Source organism: Pseudidiomarina tainanensis (assembly GCF_004214835.1).
GTDB lineage: Bacteria > Pseudomonadota > Gammaproteobacteria > Enterobacterales > Alteromonadaceae > Pseudidiomarina > Pseudidiomarina tainanensis.
The window spans coordinates 1,168,109-1,189,787 of the sequence record NZ_PIQJ01000001.1 but is presented as its reverse complement, the minus strand read 5'-3'; the positions used below and the strand labels follow the sequence as shown (position 1 = coordinate 1,189,787).

Annotated in this window: 21 protein-coding genes; 10 read left to right on the top strand and 11 right to left on the bottom strand. The window is 45.5% G+C overall.

Annotation, left to right across the window (positions count from 1 at the left end; genetic code table 11):
• Positions 1–36 precede the first annotated feature (36 nt).
• The 10 genes from fabA to CWI82_RS05810 all read right to left on the bottom strand — a co-directional run bounded on the left by fabA (position 37) and on the right by CWI82_RS05810 (position 11,507).
• Positions 37–549: a 3-hydroxyacyl-[acyl-carrier-protein] dehydratase FabA gene (gene fabA / locus CWI82_RS05855; RefSeq protein WP_092855002.1), complete on the bottom strand. Its 513-nt coding sequence runs from the start codon at positions 547–549 to the stop codon at positions 37–39.
• 133 nt (positions 550–682) lie between these two features.
• On the bottom strand, positions 683–2,593 hold the full coding sequence (locus CWI82_RS05850) for an AAA family ATPase (protein ID WP_130202916.1): 1,911 nt from the start codon (positions 2,591–2,593) through the stop codon (positions 683–685).
• 62 nt (positions 2,594–2,655) lie between these two features.
• Complete coding sequence (locus CWI82_RS05845) at positions 2,656–3,516, bottom strand: TraB/GumN family protein (RefSeq protein ID WP_130202915.1); 861 nt, start codon at positions 3,514–3,516, stop codon at positions 2,656–2,658.
• Between the two features lie 260 nt (positions 3,517–3,776).
• Positions 3,777–4,799: a CFI-box-CTERM domain-containing protein gene (locus CWI82_RS05840; RefSeq protein ID WP_130202914.1), complete on the bottom strand. Its 1,023-nt coding sequence runs from the start codon at positions 4,797–4,799 to the stop codon at positions 3,777–3,779.
• An 82-nt stretch (positions 4,800–4,881) separates the two neighbouring features.
• Entirely contained in the window at positions 4,882–5,436 is a 555-nt protein-coding gene (locus CWI82_RS05835; protein WP_092855010.1) for a hypothetical protein, read from the bottom strand.
• Positions 5,436–8,525: an efflux RND transporter permease subunit gene (locus tag CWI82_RS05830; RefSeq protein ID WP_092855012.1), complete on the bottom strand. Its 3,090-nt coding sequence runs from the start codon at positions 8,523–8,525 to the stop codon at positions 5,436–5,438. Before CWI82_RS05830 ends, CWI82_RS05835 begins: the two co-directional genes overlap by 1 nt.
• Entirely contained in the window at positions 8,522–9,568 is a 1,047-nt protein-coding gene (locus CWI82_RS05825) for an efflux RND transporter periplasmic adaptor subunit (RefSeq protein WP_130202913.1), read from the bottom strand. The genes CWI82_RS05830 and CWI82_RS05825 overlap by 4 nt, the downstream gene beginning before the upstream one ends.
• A 124-nt stretch (positions 9,569–9,692) precedes the next feature.
• Positions 9,693–10,619, bottom strand: a complete 927-nt coding sequence (locus CWI82_RS05820; protein WP_092855016.1) for an SPFH domain-containing protein — start codon at positions 10,617–10,619, stop codon at positions 9,693–9,695.
• Positions 10,616–11,083 (bottom strand): NfeD family protein, encoded by a 468-nt coding sequence (locus CWI82_RS05815; protein WP_092855018.1) that lies wholly within the window; start codon positions 11,081–11,083, stop codon positions 10,616–10,618. The genes CWI82_RS05820 and CWI82_RS05815 overlap by 4 nt, the downstream gene beginning before the upstream one ends.
• A 73-nt stretch (positions 11,084–11,156) precedes the next feature.
• The gene (locus CWI82_RS05810) at positions 11,157–11,507 is read right to left on the bottom strand and encodes a hypothetical protein (RefSeq protein ID WP_130202912.1); all 351 of its coding nucleotides are present in this window, start codon (positions 11,505–11,507) and stop codon (positions 11,157–11,159) included.
• A gap of 266 nt (positions 11,508–11,773) precedes the next feature.
• On the opposite strand from CWI82_RS05810, the gene ccoN reads away from it, so the two are divergent.
• The 10 genes from ccoN (at position 11,774) to ttcA (ending at position 20,869) form a co-directional block, all read left to right on the top strand.
• The gene (gene ccoN / locus CWI82_RS05805) at positions 11,774–13,243 is read left to right on the top strand and encodes a cytochrome-c oxidase, cbb3-type subunit I (RefSeq protein ID WP_130202911.1); all 1,470 of its coding nucleotides are present in this window, start codon (positions 11,774–11,776) and stop codon (positions 13,241–13,243) included.
• Positions 13,244–13,255: 12 nt separating this feature from the next.
• A complete protein-coding gene (gene ccoO, locus CWI82_RS05800; protein ID WP_130202910.1) occupies positions 13,256–13,876 on the top strand; it encodes a cytochrome-c oxidase, cbb3-type subunit II in 621 nt (206 codons plus the stop codon).
• A 1-nt stretch (position 13,877) separates the two neighbouring features.
• Complete coding sequence (locus CWI82_RS05795; RefSeq protein WP_130202909.1) at positions 13,878–14,069, top strand: cbb3-type cytochrome oxidase subunit 3; 192 nt, start codon at positions 13,878–13,880, stop codon at positions 14,067–14,069.
• On the top strand, positions 14,062–15,009 hold the full coding sequence (ccoP, locus tag CWI82_RS05790; protein ID WP_130202908.1) for a cytochrome-c oxidase, cbb3-type subunit III: 948 nt from the start codon (positions 14,062–14,064) through the stop codon (positions 15,007–15,009). The genes CWI82_RS05795 and ccoP overlap by 8 nt, the downstream gene beginning before the upstream one ends.
• A 62-nt stretch (positions 15,010–15,071) precedes the next feature.
• A complete protein-coding gene (locus CWI82_RS05785; protein WP_092855030.1) occupies positions 15,072–15,569 on the top strand; it encodes a FixH family protein in 498 nt (165 codons plus the stop codon).
• A gap of 3 nt (positions 15,570–15,572) precedes the next feature.
• Entirely contained in the window at positions 15,573–18,017 is a 2,445-nt protein-coding gene (locus tag CWI82_RS05780; protein ID WP_130202907.1) for a heavy metal translocating P-type ATPase, read from the top strand.
• Complete coding sequence (ccoS, locus tag CWI82_RS05775; protein ID WP_130202906.1) at positions 18,017–18,226, top strand: cbb3-type cytochrome oxidase assembly protein CcoS; 210 nt, start codon at positions 18,017–18,019, stop codon at positions 18,224–18,226. Before CWI82_RS05780 ends, ccoS begins: the two co-directional genes overlap by 1 nt.
• Positions 18,210–18,875, top strand: a complete 666-nt coding sequence (locus CWI82_RS05770; RefSeq protein ID WP_165383882.1) for a sulfite exporter TauE/SafE family protein — start codon at positions 18,210–18,212, stop codon at positions 18,873–18,875. The genes ccoS and CWI82_RS05770 overlap by 17 nt, the downstream gene beginning before the upstream one ends.
• Positions 18,876–18,944: 69 nt before the next feature.
• Positions 18,945–19,874 (top strand): universal stress protein UspE, encoded by a 930-nt coding sequence (gene uspE / locus CWI82_RS05765; RefSeq protein WP_130202905.1) that lies wholly within the window; start codon positions 18,945–18,947, stop codon positions 19,872–19,874.
• Between the two features lie 44 nt (positions 19,875–19,918).
• Complete coding sequence (gene ttcA, locus CWI82_RS05760; RefSeq protein WP_092855038.1) at positions 19,919–20,869, top strand: tRNA 2-thiocytidine(32) synthetase TtcA; 951 nt, start codon at positions 19,919–19,921, stop codon at positions 20,867–20,869.
• On the opposite strand, the gene CWI82_RS05755 is transcribed toward ttcA, so the two are convergent.
• The gene (locus CWI82_RS05755) at positions 20,844–21,677 is read right to left on the bottom strand and encodes a glucosaminidase domain-containing protein (RefSeq protein ID WP_092855040.1); all 834 of its coding nucleotides are present in this window, start codon (positions 21,675–21,677) and stop codon (positions 20,844–20,846) included. The two genes, ttcA and CWI82_RS05755, sit on opposite strands and share 26 nt — an antisense overlap.
• Positions 21,678–21,679: the final 2 nt, after the last annotated feature.

Genomic DNA, 21,679 nt, shown 5'->3' with positions numbered 1-21,679 from the left:
AGCCCGCGAAGCGGGCTTTTTACATTTTTGAATCAATTAAAATGTTGAGGTGTCGGTGAATAAACCAACTTTGAGATCTTTTGCGGTGTAAATTGTTTTCCCATCAACTTCCACACGTCCATCAGCAATCCCCATATACAAAGAGCGCTTGAGTACGCGTTTCATATCAATGAAATAGCTGACTTTTTTGGCGGTTGGCAAGATTTGCCCAGTGAATTTAACTTCACCCACACCCAGCGCACGACCACGGCCAGGACCACCCAGACAAGCTAAAAAGAAACCAGTGAGTTGCCACATTGCATCCAAACCTAAACAGCCAGGCATAACAGGATCGCCAATAAAGTGACAATCGAAGAACCATAGGTCTGGATTGATATCCAATTCTGCATGAATATAGCCTTTACCATAGGCGCCGCCGTCTTCCGTAATTTCAACCACGCGATCCATCATCAGCATGTTAGGTGCGGGGAGTTGGCTATTGCCTGGACCAAACATTTCGCCGCGGCCACAGGCAAGGAGTTCTTCGCGAGTAAAGCTAGATTGTTTCATAAATACCTTGTTGAGTGTTGCGTTTCACAGATCTAACGCCTATCGAGTGATACGGATAGGCGCTAGATTAGCGAACACGTGTACGCTTAACAAGTCCGACTAGTATTAAGATGACCTAAAGATATCACTATCCTTAAAACCAACGTCGCCACCAAGACACTTCGCGCTCGATTTGTTGGAGCTCGTTTAACCGTTGTTCGATACGCGCATATAATTGTTTTTGCTCAGCTTGTGTCAACAGTTCAAGCGCTTCGCCAACGTGTTCAATCGCGTATACGTGAAATATTTCGTTATTCACAGCCTGAATAACATCGTCAGAAAGATTGAGCTGACTCAAATTCGCTGCAGGTATGATAACGCCCTGTTTGCCCGTTAAACCACGCGTACGGCACAACTCGAAATATCCCTCGATTTTTTCATTTACTGCACCAATAGCTTGGACTCGACCAAACTGGTCGACAGCACCAGTGATGGCCAAGCCCTGCTGAATGGGGGCTTCGGCAAGCGCTGATAACAAACAGCACAACTCCGCCAATGAAGCGCTATCGCCATCGACTTCATGGTATGACTGCTCAAATACAATAGTCGCTGAAAGCGCCATCGCTTCATTGCGTGCAAAAACATTGGCGATATAAGCGCTTAAGATCATCACGCCTTTGGTGTGAATACTACCGCTTAACTCAGACTTTCTATCGATATCGATAATGTCGCCGTCACCATAATGAACGGTGGCGGTGATGCGCGTCGGCTCGCCGAATTCATGACCACCTGCGGTAATCACGGTAAGCCCGTTAATTTGACCAACCACTTGGCCTTCAGTCGCAATATAAACTTGGCCTTCTATAATCGCGCGTCGACTCAACTCGGCAATATATCCGTCACGTTCGTGGCGTTGTTTCAAGGCTTGATGAATGTCTCGTGCCGAAATTTTGTCATTCCCGATCGCTTGCGCAAGCGCACAGGCTTCGCGCATCAGTTGCATGATAGCTATCGTATCGAGTGATAATTCAGTTTGAAAATCGGTGATACGCGTGACAAATTTAAATAATGCTGCGTACGCATCAGGCTCTAGCGGCAATACGGCTGATTCACGTTCAACATAGCTCAAGTAATCAAAGTAGGGGGCTAGTGGCGCGTTTTGTAACGAGTAATGACTCGAAAAATCAGCCAAATATGGAAATAAATTATCAAAATCGCGATCAAGCTCGCGTAATTGGGCATAAATATCGCGCTCACCCAATAACAGTACTTTAATATGCACCGGAATAGCTTCCGGTTGATAATAAGCTGCAATATTAGCGTCGCCTGGCTGTGGCCAATGAAATTCGCTGGTGCGCAAGATGTACTTTAGCTTTCGCCATAAACCTGGCTGAATTAATAACTCTTCCGCATCAATCGCAAGAACACCACCATTGGCTTTCAAAACCGCACCAGCTTCAATCAAGTGTAAGTCGGAAGAGATTGTGCCTTCCACACTTTGGAGTCGAATACTGCCAAATAGGCTGGCTTCAGTAACGCGATCGCACAAAATAAAAGGCTCATTTTCGCTGTGCGTCACAATGATTGTTGCCAGTTCAGAGCCAGGTAAATCTTCGAAAGTTTTATCAATCACCAACGCGATGTATTTGGCGACTCGCTCGCTTGGAAATGTTTCTAGTATGAAATCACGTAAAGGGCTACGAATAGAAACATCTGCTTGCAATAACTCCCATAATTTCACTAAAAAATCGTTGGCTTTACCACTCGGTAAATTAACGCATAGCGGTTCATATGCTGATTCTGGATTGGCAACGTATACCCAATCGAATTTATTTGCGTGTAACCATTGTTGTTTCGATTCAACCTCATTGAGAACGTCATACGTGCGCATGCCGGCGGGTGTGACGACAAACCCATGAGCGTAACGTCCGCCAATGCTCAATGCTTGTTGTAACGCAGACAATGCCCGCTGTTGGCCCACTAGGGCGCTTGGCGACGTTGTCGAAGGGCGTTGGCTTGCCCATTCATTAATTTGTGGCTGTAGTGCTGTAGCAGCAATGCGCATATCTAATCTCCCTTATATGCTCTCATGATACCACCGTACGCGACTGAAGCCATGCTTTGCGTTTATTGCTGCGGAATAAATTCAAGCGGAATTGGCGTGATGTCATAGCCTTGCTGACGTAACAAGCTCAATAAACCATCAGTACCGCTTAAATGCCCAGCACCAACAGCAATAAACGTCGATTTTGCTGCAATTAGCTCAGGTAAATCCATCATCCAATTCTTATTTCGCTGGCTCAAAAAAGGTTGCTCGAACGTATCAAAATCATCTTGGGAGCGCATTACCTGAAAAAGTTTTTCACTATTATCTTCGAGATAAATCGCTTGTAGTTGTTGCAAATCTTCACGACTTTGCGAAGGTTCTACCGCCATGTCATATAACGCTTGAACTTGCTCTTGAAGCGGGATGCGGTCAAATAATGCGAGTTGCATGGCGACTGTTTCGAGCCCAACAATTGGTTTTTTAGTCACCTGAGCTTGTTGTATAAACAGTTCATCTAACAACAACGGATCTTGCTGGCAATTTAAAAAATGTTGGAGAAATAGGGCGTTGATAAAGATCGGCCGTAAGCTTTTGATTTGTTGATACCTATAACCCAGTTGATCTTCAATGATTGTCTTTAAGCGCTGTTGTTGTTCATTACTTAGGTGCTTCTCAAGGTAATTTGCTGGATGTTGTGCAACATTTTGCTGTAAGAAACGTTGTTGCTCATGATCCGTTAAATCAATTTCAACGACCAGTTGCTCGGAGTCGGCAAATGCGTCAATAACAGAATCGGGTATTCGAACATCGGCATTGCAAATCATATGCATGGTGCCAAATAGATAAGCTGTTGGTTGCGTCTGATGTTCAACTTTAAAAAAGACGTTCGCAAAACTACAAGAACTAACAAACACAAACACTAAACCAATCACATATCTCATAACTGCGCTCCAGCTTTAAATTTAGCAATTCAATATAACTGACAGGGCTCAGATTTCGAATACGAATCCTCACCCAAATACCTTTATTATCCATTTCGCATAATGTATATTATGTTAAATTAATAGTTATTAATTGCTATTAACGAATGTGATGACTCACATTTATCTGTAATTCCTTGCGTAATTTTAAAAAATAGACAGCTCACCACGCAAAACCCTCTCAGATTTTACGTAGCGAACGATTTTTGAAATGAATTAAGTTAAGCGCTCAAGGAAAGCTTTTGTAATCGATGAAACAATGCAATATATCGTTTCTGTGCAAGTGTATTAAATCCCATCTTTGCCAGCAGCGCATTTGGTAAAATATCGAACCAGTAAGTTTTAAGCCAAACCCGTCTCGCGTGACTCAATTGATTAATACGCCGTACGATTGTTGGAGCTTCAGCATAATACTGCTCAATGAGTTCTCTACCGAGAACAGTTCGTTTCATGACGTTATCACGAAACGCACGTAATTGCGTGAGCTCCCAGCAGTCATCAGCTAACCCAATTGTATGCACAGCAGCTGTGGTAAAAAAGCATGCGTAATCTGCTTGGCACTGCCCAGCAATATATTTATCAAATAATGATAATGCATCTCGCTCCATGACATTTCCAAACTTCGCCCAATTCGACGCCAACATTTGTATTTCGGTAACAAACGCCTCGTCAGTTATTTGTAGCGAAATGCTTGTCGGTTCGCCCTGAAGCCAAGCGGTTGAAGATGCGTGAGCGAATGCGGCCGTCATTGGATATTCATAAAAATTATTGTACGGTATTTGGGGTTCGACTTGATAAACATACTGTTTCTCGCCAACCGCAATTTGGTTTATCTTCGCAAACCGCTGAAGTTTTTCGCCCGCGGCGTTTGTATTTGAGTAGCTCGGCAATAAAAAATAAGCTGATTCAAATCGATACGTTCGTTCGCCCTGCTCATTATCGCCAATATACATTTGGAAGTGAAAGGATGATTGATTCACAAACTTCTCGATAAACGCCATGTTTTGCTCATCTGAAGTCATGATCTTGGTGTCTTGAGATAACACACGTTGACCATCAATAGAAAGATAAACACTTCCCATATCATCTTCGAAAAGAGTTGCTTTTAGAGAGAACGGCAACAAGGTAGCTTCTGCTTTGCAGGTCGGTAGTGATTTGCTGTCGTCGGCGGCTTGTGCATGAACGACGCCAATACCGCACAAAGCGAGAGCGGCTGTTAATCTTGGAAGTTTGTGTAAAAACATAATTGCACTCGGCTAAGAAAGTATTCATTAACCTTACGCAATATTTAAAAAAAAACCAAATAATCAAAAGTATTCGGCGAAATTATCGAGCTCCCAAATCATTTTCAACAAAAGTTTTCATGGCTGCCATTTGCTGTTGCAGAACGCTTTCAACCGCAGGAGCCCATTGGCTTAAATCATTTGGCGTATAACCACCAACACGATAAAACACAGTGAGCTCGGTTGACGTCTCCGCAAGATTATTGAGTCGCCACTCCATAACACCGCTCACACCCTCACCCTGCAACGGCCCTAAACCACCGAGTAAACGCACCAATTGATTCGGAATAATCATCGCAACTTGCAAATGCTGCGCTTGTGAATCGCCAAAAATCTCACAAAAGCAACCACCAGCTCGTGCATCGAGTTGCATGTTCTGACCATTACCAAACCAGGTATGGTCATCGAGCCACCATTCTCCGACATTTTCAGTCAAGCCACTATATACATCGACAACGGAAGCATTGATGGCCTGCTTGAATTCAATGGTAAAGCCCTGCTTTGAGCTGTCTACAACCTCGGCTACTGCGCTTGGCACAAAGCTAGCGCCAGTAATTGCGAATGTTCCATACAACAATGCTTTAACCAAGTGACCCATTATAGCTCCCCTGCTCGTTTCATCTCACTCTCAAGGCGATTCGTTTCGTCAGCACGTGGTTTGGTGAAACGTGCAATCGCTAAGTATAGAACCGGTGTTAAATAAAGGGTAAATAAAACCGCAAAAGCTAACCCGCCAAACACCACCCAACCAATGGCATTGCGTGATTCCGCGCCTGCACCAATTGATAGAATCAGCGGCAGTGCCCCGAGTAGCGTTGAAACGAGCGTCATCATAATTGGGCGTAATCGAATTTCGGCTGCATTTTCAATCGCTTCACGCACTGATTCACCTTGATCTCGGAGCTGATCGGCAAACTCCACCAATAGAATCGAGTTTTTCGCGATCAGACCAATCAACATCACTAAGCCGATTTGCGAAAAGATATTGATCGAGGTTCCGGTAATATATAGCGCAAAGAATGCGGCGGCGATTCCGAACGGTACCGTTGCCATTACGACGATTGCTGAGTTTACGCTTTCAAACTGAGCTGCCAACACTAAAAATACAATCAAAAACGCTAATATATAAGTTAACGCAACTTCGCGTGAAGTTTCTTCGTAGGCTTCAGCTTCACCAAGTAATACGAGGCCAACGCCGTTAGGTAGTTCTTCTGCTGCCAACTCTCGCAAGCGCTCGACAACTTGCTCAAGCGGAATCGACGTTGGCAACTGCATATCAACTTGAATGGCACGGCGTTGTGAACGACGCTCCAATTCGGCTGGAACCCCTTCTTCCGTCAGAGTCGTTAAACTAGACAGCGGCACCAAACCCGTCGCTTGAGAACCTACGTATAAATTCATGATATCGGTCGGATCGCGAATCAAATCACGTTGCGCTTGCAACATGATCGGAACCGCTTGGTCACCGATATTCAAATCAGTCACGTCGAGTCCGTTAATCGCTGCACGCAAGGTTGTTGAAATGTCATTTAACGGAACACCTAACTCTTCGGCACGTTTACGATCAATATTTACGCGCAGTTGCGGCTGTGTTGGTTGATAACCGATACGCGGATACCCTACTTCTGGCAATTCTTGCTGCAAACGAGCAGTGAATTTTTGCGCCGCACGGAAGATATCAGCATATTCTTCCCCGGTTAATGCAAACTCTAAGCCGCCACCTTGGCCGCGAAGATTCAAACTATTCGAGCCAAATGCACGAGCCGGCGCCCCTGGTATTTCACCCAACGGGCCACTGATTTCATTAATAATATCTTGTTGGCTTTGCTCGCGTTCTTCCCAATCAGTTAACCGTACGGTGATAAATACTAAATTTGGGTCCCATTGACCGACAACGGTATTAATACTGTCAACAGCCCCGCCATTAACATAAGGCAGAAGTATTTCTTCCATCTTCTGCGCTTGACGGTCCATAAAATCAATCCCAACACCATCTGGCCCGCGTGCAAAAATACGAATAGTGCCGCGGTCTTCGGTAGGCATTAATTCATTATCAACTTGGAAATATAGGTAACCAGCAACGCCAGCTATGATGCTACTACCAACAAAAACCCACAGCGCTTTATCAAGTGCGAAATGCAAGGTACTGCGATATATCGTGCGGAGTCGTCCACCGAAACGCTGTAACGCAGATTCTTTTGAGGTTTCTTTTAAAGGTAAGCGAGCCGTTAATGCGGGTACCAGTGATAACGCGACAAACGAAGATATAATGACGGCCGCTGCCAATACACCACCAAACTCCCTAAATAAGCGCCCTGCAGTAGAAGGCAGAAACGCAATGGGGACAAATACTGCGACAAGTACGGCTGTTGTTGCAACGACGGCAAAGAACACTTCACGTGTACCAACCACTGCCGATGCACGCGCTCCCAGGCCTAATGCTCGACGTCGCTGAATATTCTCGGAGACCACAATGGCATCATCGACAATCAGGCCGGTAGCCAATACCAACGCGAGTAACGTAAGAATATTAACTGAGAAACCCAGCAGCCAGATCACCGCAATCGAACCAATCAAGGCAACTGGAATAGCCAATGCCGGAATGATGGTCGCACGGCCAGAGCCAATAAATACCCAAAGCGTGACAATGACTAAGGCAATCGTTAATGCTAGAGATACAAATACTTCTTCAACTGAACTGCGGATAAATTTTGCATCATCTGACGTCACTTGAATCTCAAGTTCTGGGTACTGCAGCTTGAGACGTTCGACTAGCGTCAATACTTCATCAGAAATCTCAATGGTGTTGGAGCGCGCTTGACGGATGATGCCAAGACCAATAACGGGTTTACCGTCTAATCGAACCATACTATTTGCATCGGCTGGCCCGAAAAATACCGTCGCGACATCACCAACACGGGTGGTATCGCGAATGACGATGTTTTCGACATCATCAACTGTCACAGAACTCGCATCCGCTCGCACGATGAGTTGCTGGTCTGTTGATTTTAAGCTACCAGCCGGAACATCAAACGGCGCTTGGCGCAGTACATTCGCCACATCGGTTACTGTCAATTGGAAGCTCGCCAAGCGAAGTGGATCCAAAATGACTCTGAGTACGCGCTGACGGTCGCCATTTAACCGCACATCAGCAACGCCAGGAACACTCAAAAAGTTTGGCGCTAAATCAGTTTCAACTCGCTCGGTTAGCGATTCCAGATCAAGCGTGCTGCTCGATACGGCCAACGAGACCACCGCCTGTGCATCATTATCGGCTTTGATAATCGCGACGTTTTCAACTTCTTCCGGCAGTCGACGCTGTACTTGGCTGACAGCTTCACGCATTTCATTCGCTGCGCTATCTAAGTCAATTCCTGGACGAAACTCAACGACAATACGTGAGCTACCTTCTTCACTTGAAGCTCGAATTTGTTTAACGCCACTAACTCGCGCCGCAGCACCTTCTAGAATACTTGTTACTTCAGTGTCCACCGTTTCCGGCGCGGCACCGGGGAAACTTGCCGAAATCGTCACGATTGGACGGTCAACATCCGGTAGTTCACGAACCTCAACGCCATTAATTGCGGCATAGCCAGCAATAATGATCAATAGATTAAGAACGACAATTAAAATCGGTCGACGAATCGCCAGTGATGGCAAGTCATTCAACTGCGGCGAAAACTTCATAGCTGCGCCTCCGCTGTCGCTTCTCTAACTGACTGCCCATTTCGTAGAGTTTGAACACCTTCAACAATTAAATTGTCGCCAAGCTGCAGTTCGCCAGACACTAAAATACGACCTTCAAGACGTTGCTGGATATTGACGTTAATCCGTTGCGCTTTACCTTCTTTTTCCACCCATACATAGGCGCCATCAGCACTCCACATCAGCGCGGCTTCCGGTACTACCGCATAACTGTCGCCTTGATAAGCAAGCGCGACACGAAAACTCATGCCGGGACGATACATATCATTGCGGTTATCGATTGCGGCACGAACTCGGATTGTGCGATTGGTTATATCCACGCGAGAATCAATTTCAACGATTTCAGCATCGACTTCCGTATTGCGGCTGGTCCAGGGTCTGACAACTAATTCAGCACCATTCTGAAGCAGCTCAATAGCAGCCTCAGGAGCGTTAAAGTCGATATACAATTGCTGACGTTGATCAATCGTGGTGATGAGTGTCTGTGTGGTAATTCTATCGCCAGCTTCAACGTCGGTAATACCAACCACACCATCAAATGGCGCTCGCACTTGGCGATCTTCATAAGCCACTTCAGCTTCACGCACAGCAACTTTCAAAAGATCACGTGCGGTTATCGCCACATCCAACTCACTCTGTGCAATGGCGCCTTGTTGGCGGCTGGTGGTAAGGCGCTTTACCGTGCGCTCTGCGTCCTCAAGTTGAATACGAGCACGTTGCAAATCAACTTGTTGTTGACGATCGTCAAGGCGAACTAAAACATCACCTTTCGCAACTTGTTGTCCAGTTTTGAAATTAACCTCTAAAACCAAATCACTGACGGCAGGATATAACTCAACAGATCGTTCGGCTTCGGCGTAACCAACCGACTCAACGTAACGCTGAACGCGTTCAAAGCCAACCGGTTGCATGACAACTAATGCTGCGCGATCACCACCGCCCCACTGTTGCGCGTGAGCAACTGAAGCTCCGCCTGCACATGTGACAAGCGTTCCGATGATAACCAACCGATTTAACCACTGCATGAATAGAGTCCTGTTTCAAAAAGTTACTGTTGTGTAAGTAGGTAAATTTTCTCAAATTTGATCACAAAAGGTCGTCCATCTTCGATGAACGACCTTTTAATTACGCCAGTTAGATTATAGCGGGTCAGCTTTTCTTCTTGATGATTTCAGTCAAGCCGGCGACAGCACTGCCAATATCAGCAAGTTGAGCAGGTAAAATGAGGGTGTTTGACTCTTTCGCTAAGTTACCGAATTCTTTCACATATTGTTCGGCAACGCGCAGGCTAACAGCATCTTGCCCGCCTGGTTGTTGAATCGCTTGGGCTATTTTGCCAAGCCCTTCAGCGGTAGCTTCGGCAATTAATTCAATTTCTCGTGCACGGCCTTCAGCTTCATTAATTTGCTTCTGTTTTTCTGCTTCTGACAAATTGATGACTTCTTGCTTATGACCCTCAGAAACGTTGATCATTGCTTGTCGTTCACCTTCTGACTTAGCAATTGCCGCACGACGCTCACGCTCAGCGCGCATTTGTTGCTCAAGCGCATCCTTAATACTCATCGGTAATTCGATGTCAGAAATTTCGTAACGTAAAACTTTAATGCCCCATGGTGCCGCTGCCTCATCTAGCGCCTGAACCACAATTTCATTAATTCGTGCTCGTTCTTCGAAGGTTTTATCAAGATCCGTTTGACCAATCACTGAACGCATTGTTGTTTGTGCAAGCTGCGACGCCGCATAACGATAATCGTTGATACCATAACTGGCTTTATGCGCATCAACGACTTGAATGTAGAGCACGCCGTTGATACCAACTTGAATATTATCGCGGGTAACACACGCTTGTCGTTCAACATCGATAACTTCTTCTTTTAAAACGTGCTGATAAGCTACTTTATCGATAAACGGAATAAGAATATGGAATCCCGAATCGAGCGTACGACTGTACTTACCCAGCCGCTCAATCACGTAATTCGAGCGCTGCGGCACAATTCGTGCCGATTTTAAAATGATAATGACGACGGCTAAGGCAAAGCCGACGGCTAGAATTGTTTCGATATTCGTGGCGTTCATGATTTATTGTTCTCCTTAGATTGGATGCGTTCTTTTTGCACCGTAAGCTGAATTCCTTCGTTTGCCACGACCCAAGCGGTATCTCCCACCTGCAGGTCATCTTCTGAAAAGGCATCCCATTGAACACCATTCAAAACGACGCGCCCAGCGCCGTGATTAAATGCTTTTACAACAGTTACCCGTGCACCTATATCGCGCTGGAAATTGGGTTTTGTTTCGTCTTCATCAGCCGTATAGCCAGTAAACCAGCGCTTTATACGGCCTCTTGCCAATAACAGGCTAACCAAGCTAACAATTCCGAAAATCGCAAATTGCATTGCCAAATCATCAACCAAACCCCAGTGTATTAACAACCCTGTTACGATTGCACCAATCCCCAAAAACACCGCAACGACACTGGTCAGTAATAGCTCCGAAATAATCAGCGCAACACCAACTAAAATCCATATTAAAGCGATAGACATGTAGCCACCTTGTTAAAATTGTTACCGAAAAAACTATAGCATGCAGTTAAATTTGACACTTGTATTAATTGTTTCAATTGGTTTCAGTCATGAATTGAAAAACATAAACCCCACGCGCTGACGTTGCGGTGTTATACCAAGGCACCGTGACCTGCCATTGCATTTGCGGATCACTACATGCGCCCAACCATACTTGGGCCTGCCATTCGCTTGCCGTAATCTGTTCGATAACCAGCGGAATACTCCCCATATACATAGAGATACCTTCAATTTTCCCATTTTCCAGCTGCACATCTGTTGGCGCCGTCAAAGTGATGACAAAGGGCTCCTCTACCCGAGGTTGATCCGGATCAAACTTATGGAAGATTTCTGCTTTTGTTCTATGCTGTTGAAGTGGTTGTTGTTGTTCACAACTACTTAACATGAAAACGCTCAAAAGCGCGAAAATAAAGACCTTAGCTTTCATGCGGGTATTTTTTTACCTTAAAAATGGAATTAAATGAACTGTATATTATTTCACCAATCGCCTGTAAACCGCCTATTTTTCCTGTTTTCAGCCTATTTTTCTTGGTTTAAAACTCGTAAAATAACTGCGTTTGTCAAACTACCGATAAGGGAACGGACAGGCAACCTATTATTTGTCACGTTACTCTGTCTTAATTTTTCAGAGCATCAACGCGGAAAACAAAAATGAGCCAAACGAATCCACAACAAATCGAATATAACCTGAAGGTCGTACGGCAGTTTGCCATTATGACCGTTATTTGGGGAATCATTGGCATGACAGTCGGCGTATTTATTGCTGCGCAGCTGATCTGGCCAGAATTAAACTTTGACACGCCATGGCTAACCTATTCGCGGTTACGTCCATTGCATACTAATGCAGTAATTTTTGCATTCGGTACGTCAGCTCTGATGGGAACATCGTTTTACATCGTTCAAAAGACATGTAAAACAGCATTATTCTCAGACAAGTTAGCTAGCTTTGTATTCTGGGGCTGGCAAACGGTCATTGTCCTAGCTGTTATTACTTTGCCGTTAGGTTTAACGAGCTCGAAAGAGTACGCCGAGCTTGAATGGCCCATTGATATTCTGATCGCCCTTGTCTGGGTGGCTTATATCATCGTCTTCTTCGGTACGTTGGTGCAGCGTAAAACGTCGCACATCTATGTTGCGAACTGGTTCTATGGCGGTTTCATCGTCACTATCGCCGTGCTACATATTGTCAACAGCATGGCAGTACCGGTGTCATTCACGAAATCGTACAGTCTTTACGCAGGCGCAACCGATGCCATGGTGCAATGGTGGTACGGTCATAACGCAGTAGGCTTTCTGCTAACTGCTGGCTTCTTGGGCATGATGTATTATTTCGTGCCAAAGCAAGCTGAGCGTCCGGTATACTCATATCGCTTATCTGTGGTGCACTTCTGGGCTCTTATCTCGCTATATATATGGGCTGGCCCGCACCACTTGCACTATACCGCGCTACCAGACTGGACTCAGTCATTAGGCATGGTAATGTCAGTGATTCTCTTCGTTCCTTCATGGGGCGGTATGATCAACGGTATCATGACATTGTCTGGTGCATGGCATAAATTGAAAACCGACCCTATTCTGCGCTTCTTGATCGTGTCGTTGTCATTCTATGGCATGTCAACGTTCGAAGGCCCAATGATGTCGATTAAGTCGGTGAACGCATTATCACACTACACCGACTGGACCATTGGTCACGTGCACTCTGGTGCTTTGGGTTGGGTCGCAATGATTACTATCGGTTCATTGTATTACCTGATTCCACGTTTGTGGAACCAAACTCAAATGCATAATGTTCGTTGGATCAATATCCACTTCTGGCTACACACTATTGGCGTTGTACTCTATATCGTTGCCCTGTGGATTTCTGGTGTTATGCAAGGTCTTATGTGGCGTGCAGTTAACGCAACTGATGGTACGTTAACCTACAGTTTCGTTGAGAGTGTCGTTGCTTCTTATCCGTTCTGGTTTATCCGTTTTGTTGGTGGCGTATTCATTGTCGCTGGCATGGTGTTGATGGCTGTGAACGTTTATCGCACGATTCGCGCTGGCAAACCAACAGTCGAACATGTTGGTGGCGCTTCTACACAAGCTAGCCCTGCTCCAGCAGCAACTCAGTCAGCCTAAGGAGTCGATATAATGAGCAAGAACGTTAAACACGCATTTCTTGAAAAACGTGTTGGTTGGCTGGCGGTAGCCATGACAATCGCCATTTCAATCGGCGGTCTCGTGGAAATTACCCCGCTACTGTTTCAGAAGCAGACAAACGAGCCGGTTGTCGGTTTAAAACCATATACTGCGCTTCAAATGGAAGGTCGTGATATTTATATTCGTGAAGGTTGTAACAACTGTCACAGTCAAATGATCCGCCCTTTCCGTTCGGAAACTGAGCGTTATGGTCACTACTCACTTGCAGGTGAGCATGTTTGGGAACGCCCATTCTTATGGGGTTCAAAACGAACTGGTCCTGATCTCGCACGTGTTGGTGGTCGTTATAGTGACGAATGGCACTATGTTCACTTGATCAATCCACGTGACGTCGTTCCAGAGTCAAACATGCCAGGCTTTCCATGGCTCGCTGAAAACACCCTTGATGGTGAGTTGACAGCGAAGAAGATGGAAGTATTCCGGTCATTTGGAGCGCCTTACACCGACGAAGAAATTGCTGGTGCGAAGGCTGCAGTTGCAGGCAAGACAGAAATGGAAGCCTTGATTGCATATCTGCAAGTGCTTGGAACTGGTTTGACGCAGGCTGAGTAAGATGGATTACATCACTTGGCGTAGTTTTTACACCGTATTAGTTTTCGTACTGTTTATTGGTGTAGTTTGGTGGGCATACAGCAAAGGTCAAAAAAAGAACTTTGATCAAGCCGCTAACTCTATTTTTGACGAAGATAAACAATCGTCAGTAACCAAAGACAGTACCAAACAGGAGTCGAAGAATAATGAGTAGCTTCTGGAGTGCATGGATTATCGTCCTAACTTTAGCCTTCTTGGTGGTTATTATCTGGCTATTACGCTGGAATATGACGAACTACACTGGTATTAAAGAAGGTGAATTAATGGACCACGAATTTGACGGTATCGTGGAAATTAACAACCCAATGCCGAAATGGTGGACCATTCTATTTTGGATCACGATTGTATGGGCCTTCCTCTACTTAGCTTTATATCCTGGTTTAGGTAACTTCGCAGGCCTACTCGGCTGGAGTAGCTCGAACCAAGACGTTCGTTCATTAGAGGAATCAAAACAAGCAACCGAAGCGGCTCGTGAAGCTGGTTTGATTGTTGAATACGATCGTCAAGTTGACCAGGCTGAAGAGAAATTCGGTCCAGTTTTTGCAGCGTTGTCTGAGCGTTCAATTGAAGAGTTGTCGCAAGATCCTGAAGCGGTGAAAATCGGTCAACGTTTGTTTATCCAAAACTGTGCACAATGTCATGGCTCGAATGCGATGGGTGGCAAAGGTTTCCCTAACCTAACTGACGATGATTGGTTATACGGTGGAAGCCCTGCGGCCATTAAGCACACATTAATTGCTGGTCGTAATGGCGTCATGCCAGCGCAAACGCAATTTAATGACCAACAAATCACGGAATTAGCGAATTACGTGATGAGCTTAAGTGGTCGTAAAGTAGACCCTGAGTTAGCTAAAGCCGGCCAAGCAAACTTCGCCGTTTGTTCAGCCTGTCATGGCGCTGACGGTAAGGGTAATCAAGCACTTGGTGCACCAAACTTAACCGATAACATTTGGTTATATGGTGGTTCACAAGACGCAATTGAGGAAACCTTACGTAACGGTCGTAATGGTGTCATGCCAGCGTGGAAAGATATCCTCGGAGAGGATAAAATCCATGTTATTAGCTCGTACGTTTACGGACTATCGCAGGACTAATCGAAAAGCCCCGCTCCTGCGGGGTTTTTTCTTTAAAACACATTGATTGGGGTTTCAGTCGCATGGAAAAACCGTGGTATAAGCAGTTTTGGCCTTGGTTCTTAATGCTCATTCCGTTTTCAGTCATTATTGCCATGATTATTACGCTGACCATTGCTAGTGGTTACGGTGACAATGCAATGGTAGTCGATGATTACTACAAGAAAGGTCGAGGCATCAATGCCCAAGTAGAAAAGGTTCAAGCGGCACAGGCATTAAATATCGAATTTTCATTTAAACAAACCGATAAAAGCTTCGCGTTAACCTATACCAGTGGCGCGCCAGAGCAATTTAGTGCATTGAAAGTTAATTTTTATCACACCACGCTTGCTGAAAAAGATTTCACGGTAACATTAACCGCTGATGCTCAAGGAATTTATCGCGGTACGCTTCCGGAAAATGAATCTGGCAAATGGACGTTAACAATAACGCCATTCGATAATAGTTGGCGAGTAACTCAACAAGTACAACTGCCAGCTTATCGTGAGCTTGCCATCAAACCGTTAACCTACGGCGTTTAAACAATGACGCAGACCAAGTTGCCGGATGTCCCTGACGGACAGTGTTTTCACTGTCTTCAGCCATTGCCTGCCGACGGTGGCTATCGTGTTGTGTTGAACAACCAACAACACCAGGTTTGTTGTTACGGTTGCCAAGCTGTTGCTGAAACTATCGCGCAACAAAATCTTTTGCATTTTTATCAATATCGCGACACAAGCAATCCACTTCAAATACCGCTCATTCCGGAAGAATTGCAGCAATTAACCGCCTATGATGATGAGCAACTACAACAGCAATTCACCCGAGTTGACGGCGACGCTCGCAGTATTAATTTATCCATCGAAGGTATGACTTGCACGGCCTGTGCATGGCTTATTGAGCAACATGTCAGTCGCTTGCCCGGTATTTTGCAGGTTCAAGTCAATGCTACGACCGAGCGTGTCAACGTACGTTGGTTACCGAGCACGGTAAAACTAAGTGCAATATTGCAAGCTATTGCTGAACTTGGCTATCGTGCGCTACCTTTTCAAGCGGCCAACCAAGAACAAGAATTTAAACAACGTCGCCGCTACTTTGTGACCCGCCTTGGTGTTGCAGGCTTAGCAACAATGCAAGTGATGATGCTTGCCGTCGGCTTATATTTCGGTGTGGTGAGCGACCTTGATCCACAATTACGCCAGTTCATGTGGTGGATCAGTCTGTTTATGGCGACGCCAGTATTGCTGTACAGTGCCCAGCCCTTTTATATCAGCGCCATTCGCAGCATTCAGGCTGGCCAGCCCAATATGGATGTTCCGGTTACCTTTGCCTTGTTATCAGCATACGGCGCCAGTGCTTATGCAACCTTTATCAATGAGGGTGAGGTTTATTTCGAATCAGTAGCGATGTTTACGTTCTTTCTGCTCGTTGGTCGTTACTTTGAATTATTAGCTCGTCAAAAAGCAGTTAGCGCAGCATCAAATTTAGTTAAATTATTGCCAGCCATTGCGCAACGCGAGACTGCAGTCGGCGAAGCCGAGTCCGTTGCAGTCAGCCATTTACAAGTTGGTGATGTTATTCATGTTATGCCCGGTGCCACAGTTCCTGCCGATGGCGAACTATTAAGCTCAAGCGCTGGCGTTAATGAAAGTATTTTAACCGGGGAAAGCCGAGTCGTTAATAAGCGACAAAGCGATACGGTGTTAGCCGGCAGTATTAATCAAAACCAAGCAATCCGCGTCAAAGTGACGGCGATTCAACAAGAAACCGTACTGGCTAGTATCATTGAATTACAAGACTTGGCTTTATCGCGCAAACCGAAATTAGCGCGAGTTGCTGAGCGTATGGCAAGCAAATTTGTCGTGCGTATTTTGATGTTGGCTGCAGCAACGTTTTTGATCTGGACGGTGATTGACCCGGCTGAGGCGTTTTGGGTGACGTTATCGGTGCTCGTTGCAACCTGTCCATGTGCCCTGGCTCTAGCGGCACCAACTGCAGTGACAGGCGCAATTCATAAACTTAACAAAGCTGGCATTTTATTGCGAAACGCCGATGTGTTGCAGATTTTACCAGACGTGAAAACCGTGTTTGTGGATAAAACTGGAACGCTAACAACCGGTGAGTTCAAACTTCAAGAATTTTATATTCACCACCAACCCGATTCTCAACGCTTCTCTGAAAGCAAGCTAAAAGCGCTAGTGCAAGCGCTTGAAAATCACTCTGAACACCCGATTGCCACCGCACTTCGTCAACTCACTTCAGAGCGAACAACGGTAACTAACATCACGAATGAAACGGGTTTCGGTATCGATGCGACGTGGGAGTATGAGTCAGATAAATCTGTACCCGTTCGAATTGGTAGCTTGCGCTATATTCAACAGTGGCACCCAGACTTTAAACCTTCTTTAAATCAGTGTCAGGTATTCCTTGCAACTGACGATAAGGTGCTCGCTGAATTGGATGTAGGTGATAAACTTCGAGAAGATGCCAAAGCCACAATATCAGCAATGCAAGCAGTTGGAATAGAAGTGATTATGCTCACCGGTGATCGGCTTGAACTTGCCGAGGTCGTCGCGTCTGAACTCGGTATTAAGCAAGTTTTCGCGAATCTACTGCCAGCCGATAAGCTTGAAAAGCTGTCAGCAGCCCAGGCGCATGGCGCCGTTGCAATGATTGGTGACGGCTTGAATGACGGCCCTGTTTTAGCGCAGGCAGATGTGTCAATTACCTTTGGCCACGCAGCAGATTTAGCACGAACAGCTGCTGATGTAGTGTTACTGAGAAACCAGTTCAGTGCATTAGACCAGTTCCGTACAATTACGTTAAAAGCCCGAAATATTCTACGCCAAAACATTCTTTGGGCGTTAATCTATAATATTGGTATTCTGCCCGTCGCCATGGCCGGCTTCGTGACACCTTATATAGCGGCTATTGGCATGTCATTGAGTTCATTAATCGTGTTAGTCAACTCGTTAAGGTTATACCGATAATGGAAAGTTTATATGTTCTGATACCTATCGCTTTATTATTTGTCGTCATTGCGGTTGCCGTGTTCTTTTTTGCGGTACGCAGCGACCAATTTGAAGATTTAGAGCGCCAAGGTATGAATATTCTTCTGGACGACGAAGCAACGAATAAATCCTCTCCCAAAGACGGTCAAGCGAATACTGAAAGCAGTGATAATGCCAATGAACGTTGATTGGTTCGCGGCACTACTCATGGGGTTAGCCGGCGCCGGTCATTGCGTGATGATGTGCGGCGGTATTGCCAGTGCTTTTGCAGGACAGGTTAATACTGGTCAACTGTTTATTTACAACCTTGGTCGGATCATTTCTTATAGCATTGCTGGGGCTATCGTTGGCGCAGCTGTCGGTAGCACTGCTGGCTTAGCTGATAATGGTTTGATTGGGCTGCGAATTATCGCCGCACTGGTGTTAGTTGCATTCGGTTTGTATCTTGGTCAGTGGTGGTTTGGTTTACGTCACCTCGAACGTTTAGGCCAACCTTTCTGGCGTCGCTTGCAGCCGTTGGCAACAGCATTACGTCAGCGGCAAGCGAGTTATTCAAGCCTATTCATGGCTGGTATGCTATGGGGCTGGCTACCCTGTGGTTTGGTTTATAGCGCACTAAGTTGGGCGGCAATTAGTGGTTCAGCTACCCAGGGAAGTCTTTACATGCTCGCGTTCGGTTTTGGTACCCTACCAGCGATGTTTGCCTTTGGTTGGTTGAACCATAGCCTACAACAACTGCTTAAATCTCAAGGGTTTCGAAAACTGATGGGCGCTTTAATGATTGTCTACGGTTTGTGGACAATGATTATTGCCTTGCGTCAATTACAAGTTATTTAATCACTTGGCTGTTTATCAAATAGTTGGCTAAACTCAAACCATATTTATTTATTAAAGCCAAGGTGATTTATGACTTGCGTGAAAAAAATATTAGCGGTTTTAGATGCTGACCGACAACCACAAAAAGCGTTAAATCGTGCCCTTCATTTAGCTCGGATCAGTCAATCACACGTTACGTTTATGGTCTCGATTTATGATTTTTCGTATGAGATGACCACCATGTTGGCCGTCGACGAACGCAACGTGATGCGTGACAGTTTAATTAATGATCGTAAAGTATGGATCAACGATCTTCTCGAAGACTACAACACCCGTGATATCAATTTCGATATTAAAGTGCTTTGGCATAATCGACCATTTGAAGCCATTATTGAAACAGCGATTGAAGGTGAATATGACATCATCGTTAAAGCAACCCATGAGCGTGAAGGTTTAGCTGCCCTACTCTTTACGCCAACCGATTGGCACCTATTACGCAAAGCACCTTGTAAGGTATTACTGGTAAAAGAGCATGAATGGCCCGAACATGGCAAAATACTCGCCGCAATTCACACAACGGGAGAAAATGATCATCACCGTTCGTTAAACCGACAAGTAACTGAAGCAGCACTTAGTTTCGCTAACTGTCTACAAAGCGAGGTGCATCTGGTGAACGCATTTCCAGGGGCGCCGATTACGATTGCAGCTGAAATACCAGAATTTGATACCACCAATTATCGGGAAACGATTGAAGAAAATCATAAGATTGCGTTAGCGGAGCACGCGATGCCCTATCATATTCCGCCAATGCAGCAACACGTACTCGAGGGGCTGCCCGAGCAAGTGATTCCAGAGCTCGCCGAAGAACTCGATGCTGAATTAGTGGTACTCGGTACGATTGGCCGTACGGGATTTTCGGCTGCACTTTTAGGAAACACTGCCGAACATGTGATTGAATCGATTAATTGCGATTTGTTGGCCGTAAAACCTGAGGGATTTGTGTCGCCAATTAAGTTATAATCGCGCCCGTTTTTCTCGAATCAACGTTAAGTAGTTAGGTAGACATGAGCGCAGCAACCATCACGGCGCAAGCCAAAAAGCAACAATACAACTTTAACAAGTTAAAAAAACGCCTCCGCCGTACTGTCGGTGAAGCCATTCAAGACTTTAATATGATTGAAGATGGCGACAAAATTATGGTGTGTTTGTCAGGCGGCAAAGACAGTTATACGTTGCTTGATATCTTGCGTTTCTTACAGCGCATTGCGCCCGTTAAGTTCGAGATTGTTGCAGTTAATCTCGATCAGAAACAACCTGGTTTTCCTGAGCATATCCTACCGGAATATTTAAGCGCTGAGGGCGTTGATTTCCGTATTATCGAAGAAGACACCTACAGTATCGTCAAAGAGAAAATCCCTGAAGGTAAAACAACGTGTTCACTCTGCTCACGATTACGCCGTGGTATTTTGTACCGTGTTGCTGAAGAGCTCGGCGCAACTAAAATAGCGCTTGGGCATCATCGCGACGATATGGTAGAAACGCTCATGTTGAATATGTTTTACGGCGGCAAAATGAAGTCCATGCCACCAAAGCTGGTCAGTGACAACGGCAAGCATGTCGTGATTCGTCCGTTAGCCTACACGCGTGAGAAAGACATCGCGAAATACGCTGAGCACATGAATTTCCCAATCATTCCGTGTAACTTATGTGGTTCGCAGGAAAACTTGCAGCGTAAAGTGATTAAAGACCTACTCAAACAGTGGGATCGTCAATATCCCGGTCGTATTGAAAGTATGTTTACGGCACTGCAAAACATCGTGCCATCGCACCTTGCTGATCCGACGTTGTATGACTTTAAAAGCATTCAAGCGACCGGCGAAGAGAATGCCGATGGTGACCATGCTTTTGACCACAGCACCCCGACTGACTTTTTAAATTATCGTGATGAAGAAGATGCTGCCGAACAAGAAAATGCCGGCAGCAATGGTGTTATTCAGGTGCTGAATTTGAGCTAGGCTCTAACACATCAATAATAATCGGGCGATTGACGCGTATCATCGAATTTAATTCGTAGATATATTCTTCGCCCCGCTCTGAATAGCTTAACAAGCCGGGCGTTAAATCAAGTGCACGAACATCGGCACCCGCCGCTCGTTTTTCAGCACGCAACCGACGCAACTCGAAGTACGCTGGATGGGTATTAATGTTGCGTAAATAGCTTCGTACCGAGGCGTTAACCGAGGAAAATTTACGTACTTCATGGCTCATGTCATCAGCACGCGCGTCGGGCACTAGGCCACAGCCTTTGGTAAAACACCACTGACCAAAGAAGTTAAGCGCTTCAGTTGCAAAACGCGAAGTTCCCCAGCCTGACTCATTCGCTGCTTGGACTAAAACGAGAGCTTCTGGAACCACATCAACGCGACGCAACAAAACGCCAAACGTTGCTTCATAATCGCTACTATCGACATCTACATTGTAGCGTTCAGCTATAGCTGTCAGTTGTTTCGATTGCTGGCTCGACAATTTATTGCCTGCCAATAAATGTTGCTGAATACGTACAACTCGCTCCCGCTCTTGCTCAATCGATGCATTTTCCACTTGAACGATAGGCGCCAAGAAACCAAAGAATGCTTGTTTCTTGTTTCGAACATCAGCGAATTGTTGAAAGTTTGGAACCTCAGTAATTATTTCTACTTGCAGTTCTTGTCGTCTGTCGTTGCTTTGCTCATCCATACTGTCTGGTTGCACGTTCAATTGTGTTGGCAACCAAATTGCCAACACAACTAAAACGACGGCGACAAACCAGCCTAAAAATCGCATAG

What these genes read in the sequence shown, in the direction of transcription:
- CWI82_RS05835 (WP_092855010.1), bottom strand. Translation starts at nt 5,436, where the DNA reads ATGGGTCACTTGGTTAAAGCATTGTTGTATGGAACATTCGCAATTACT.
- CWI82_RS05785 (WP_092855030.1), top strand. Translation starts at nt 15,072, where the DNA reads ATGGAAAAACCGTGGTATAAGCAGTTTTGGCCTTGGTTCTTAATGCTC.
- CWI82_RS05810 (WP_130202912.1), bottom strand. Translation starts at nt 11,507, where the DNA reads ATGTTAAGTAGTTGTGAACAACAACAACCACTTCAACAGCATAGAACA.
- CWI82_RS05795 (WP_130202909.1), top strand. Translation starts at nt 13,878, where the DNA reads ATGGATTACATCACTTGGCGTAGTTTTTACACCGTATTAGTTTTCGTA.
- ccoO (WP_130202910.1), top strand. Translation starts at nt 13,256, where the DNA reads ATGAGCAAGAACGTTAAACACGCATTTCTTGAAAAACGTGTTGGTTGG.
- CWI82_RS05830 (WP_092855012.1), bottom strand. Translation starts at nt 8,525, where the DNA reads ATGAAGTTTTCGCCGCAGTTGAATGACTTGCCATCACTGGCGATTCGT.
- ccoN (WP_130202911.1), top strand. Translation starts at nt 11,774, where the DNA reads ATGAGCCAAACGAATCCACAACAAATCGAATATAACCTGAAGGTCGTA.
- uspE (WP_130202905.1), top strand. Translation starts at nt 18,945, where the DNA reads ATGACTTGCGTGAAAAAAATATTAGCGGTTTTAGATGCTGACCGACAA.
- fabA (WP_092855002.1), bottom strand. Translation starts at nt 549, where the DNA reads ATGAAACAATCTAGCTTTACTCGCGAAGAACTCCTTGCCTGTGGCCGC.
- CWI82_RS05780 (WP_130202907.1), top strand. Translation starts at nt 15,573, where the DNA reads ATGACGCAGACCAAGTTGCCGGATGTCCCTGACGGACAGTGTTTTCAC.
- CWI82_RS05755 (WP_092855040.1), bottom strand. Translation starts at nt 21,677, where the DNA reads ATGCGATTTTTAGGCTGGTTTGTCGCCGTCGTTTTAGTTGTGTTGGCA.
- CWI82_RS05825 (WP_130202913.1), bottom strand. Translation starts at nt 9,568, where the DNA reads ATGCAGTGGTTAAATCGGTTGGTTATCATCGGAACGCTTGTCACATGT.
- ttcA (WP_092855038.1), top strand. Translation starts at nt 19,919, where the DNA reads ATGAGCGCAGCAACCATCACGGCGCAAGCCAAAAAGCAACAATACAAC.
- CWI82_RS05815 (WP_092855018.1), bottom strand. Translation starts at nt 11,083, where the DNA reads ATGTCTATCGCTTTAATATGGATTTTAGTTGGTGTTGCGCTGATTATT.
- CWI82_RS05840 (WP_130202914.1), bottom strand. Translation starts at nt 4,799, where the DNA reads ATGTTTTTACACAAACTTCCAAGATTAACAGCCGCTCTCGCTTTGTGC.
- ccoP (WP_130202908.1), top strand. Translation starts at nt 14,062, where the DNA reads ATGAGTAGCTTCTGGAGTGCATGGATTATCGTCCTAACTTTAGCCTTC.
- CWI82_RS05845 (WP_130202915.1), bottom strand. Translation starts at nt 3,516, where the DNA reads ATGAGATATGTGATTGGTTTAGTGTTTGTGTTTGTTAGTTCTTGTAGT.
- CWI82_RS05850 (WP_130202916.1), bottom strand. Translation starts at nt 2,593, where the DNA reads ATGCGCATTGCTGCTACAGCACTACAGCCACAAATTAATGAATGGGCA.
- CWI82_RS05820 (WP_092855016.1), bottom strand. Translation starts at nt 10,619, where the DNA reads ATGAACGCCACGAATATCGAAACAATTCTAGCCGTCGGCTTTGCCTTA.
- CWI82_RS05770 (WP_165383882.1), top strand. Translation starts at nt 18,210, where the DNA reads ATGCCAATGAACGTTGATTGGTTCGCGGCACTACTCATGGGGTTAGCC.
- ccoS (WP_130202906.1), top strand. Translation starts at nt 18,017, where the DNA reads ATGGAAAGTTTATATGTTCTGATACCTATCGCTTTATTATTTGTCGTC.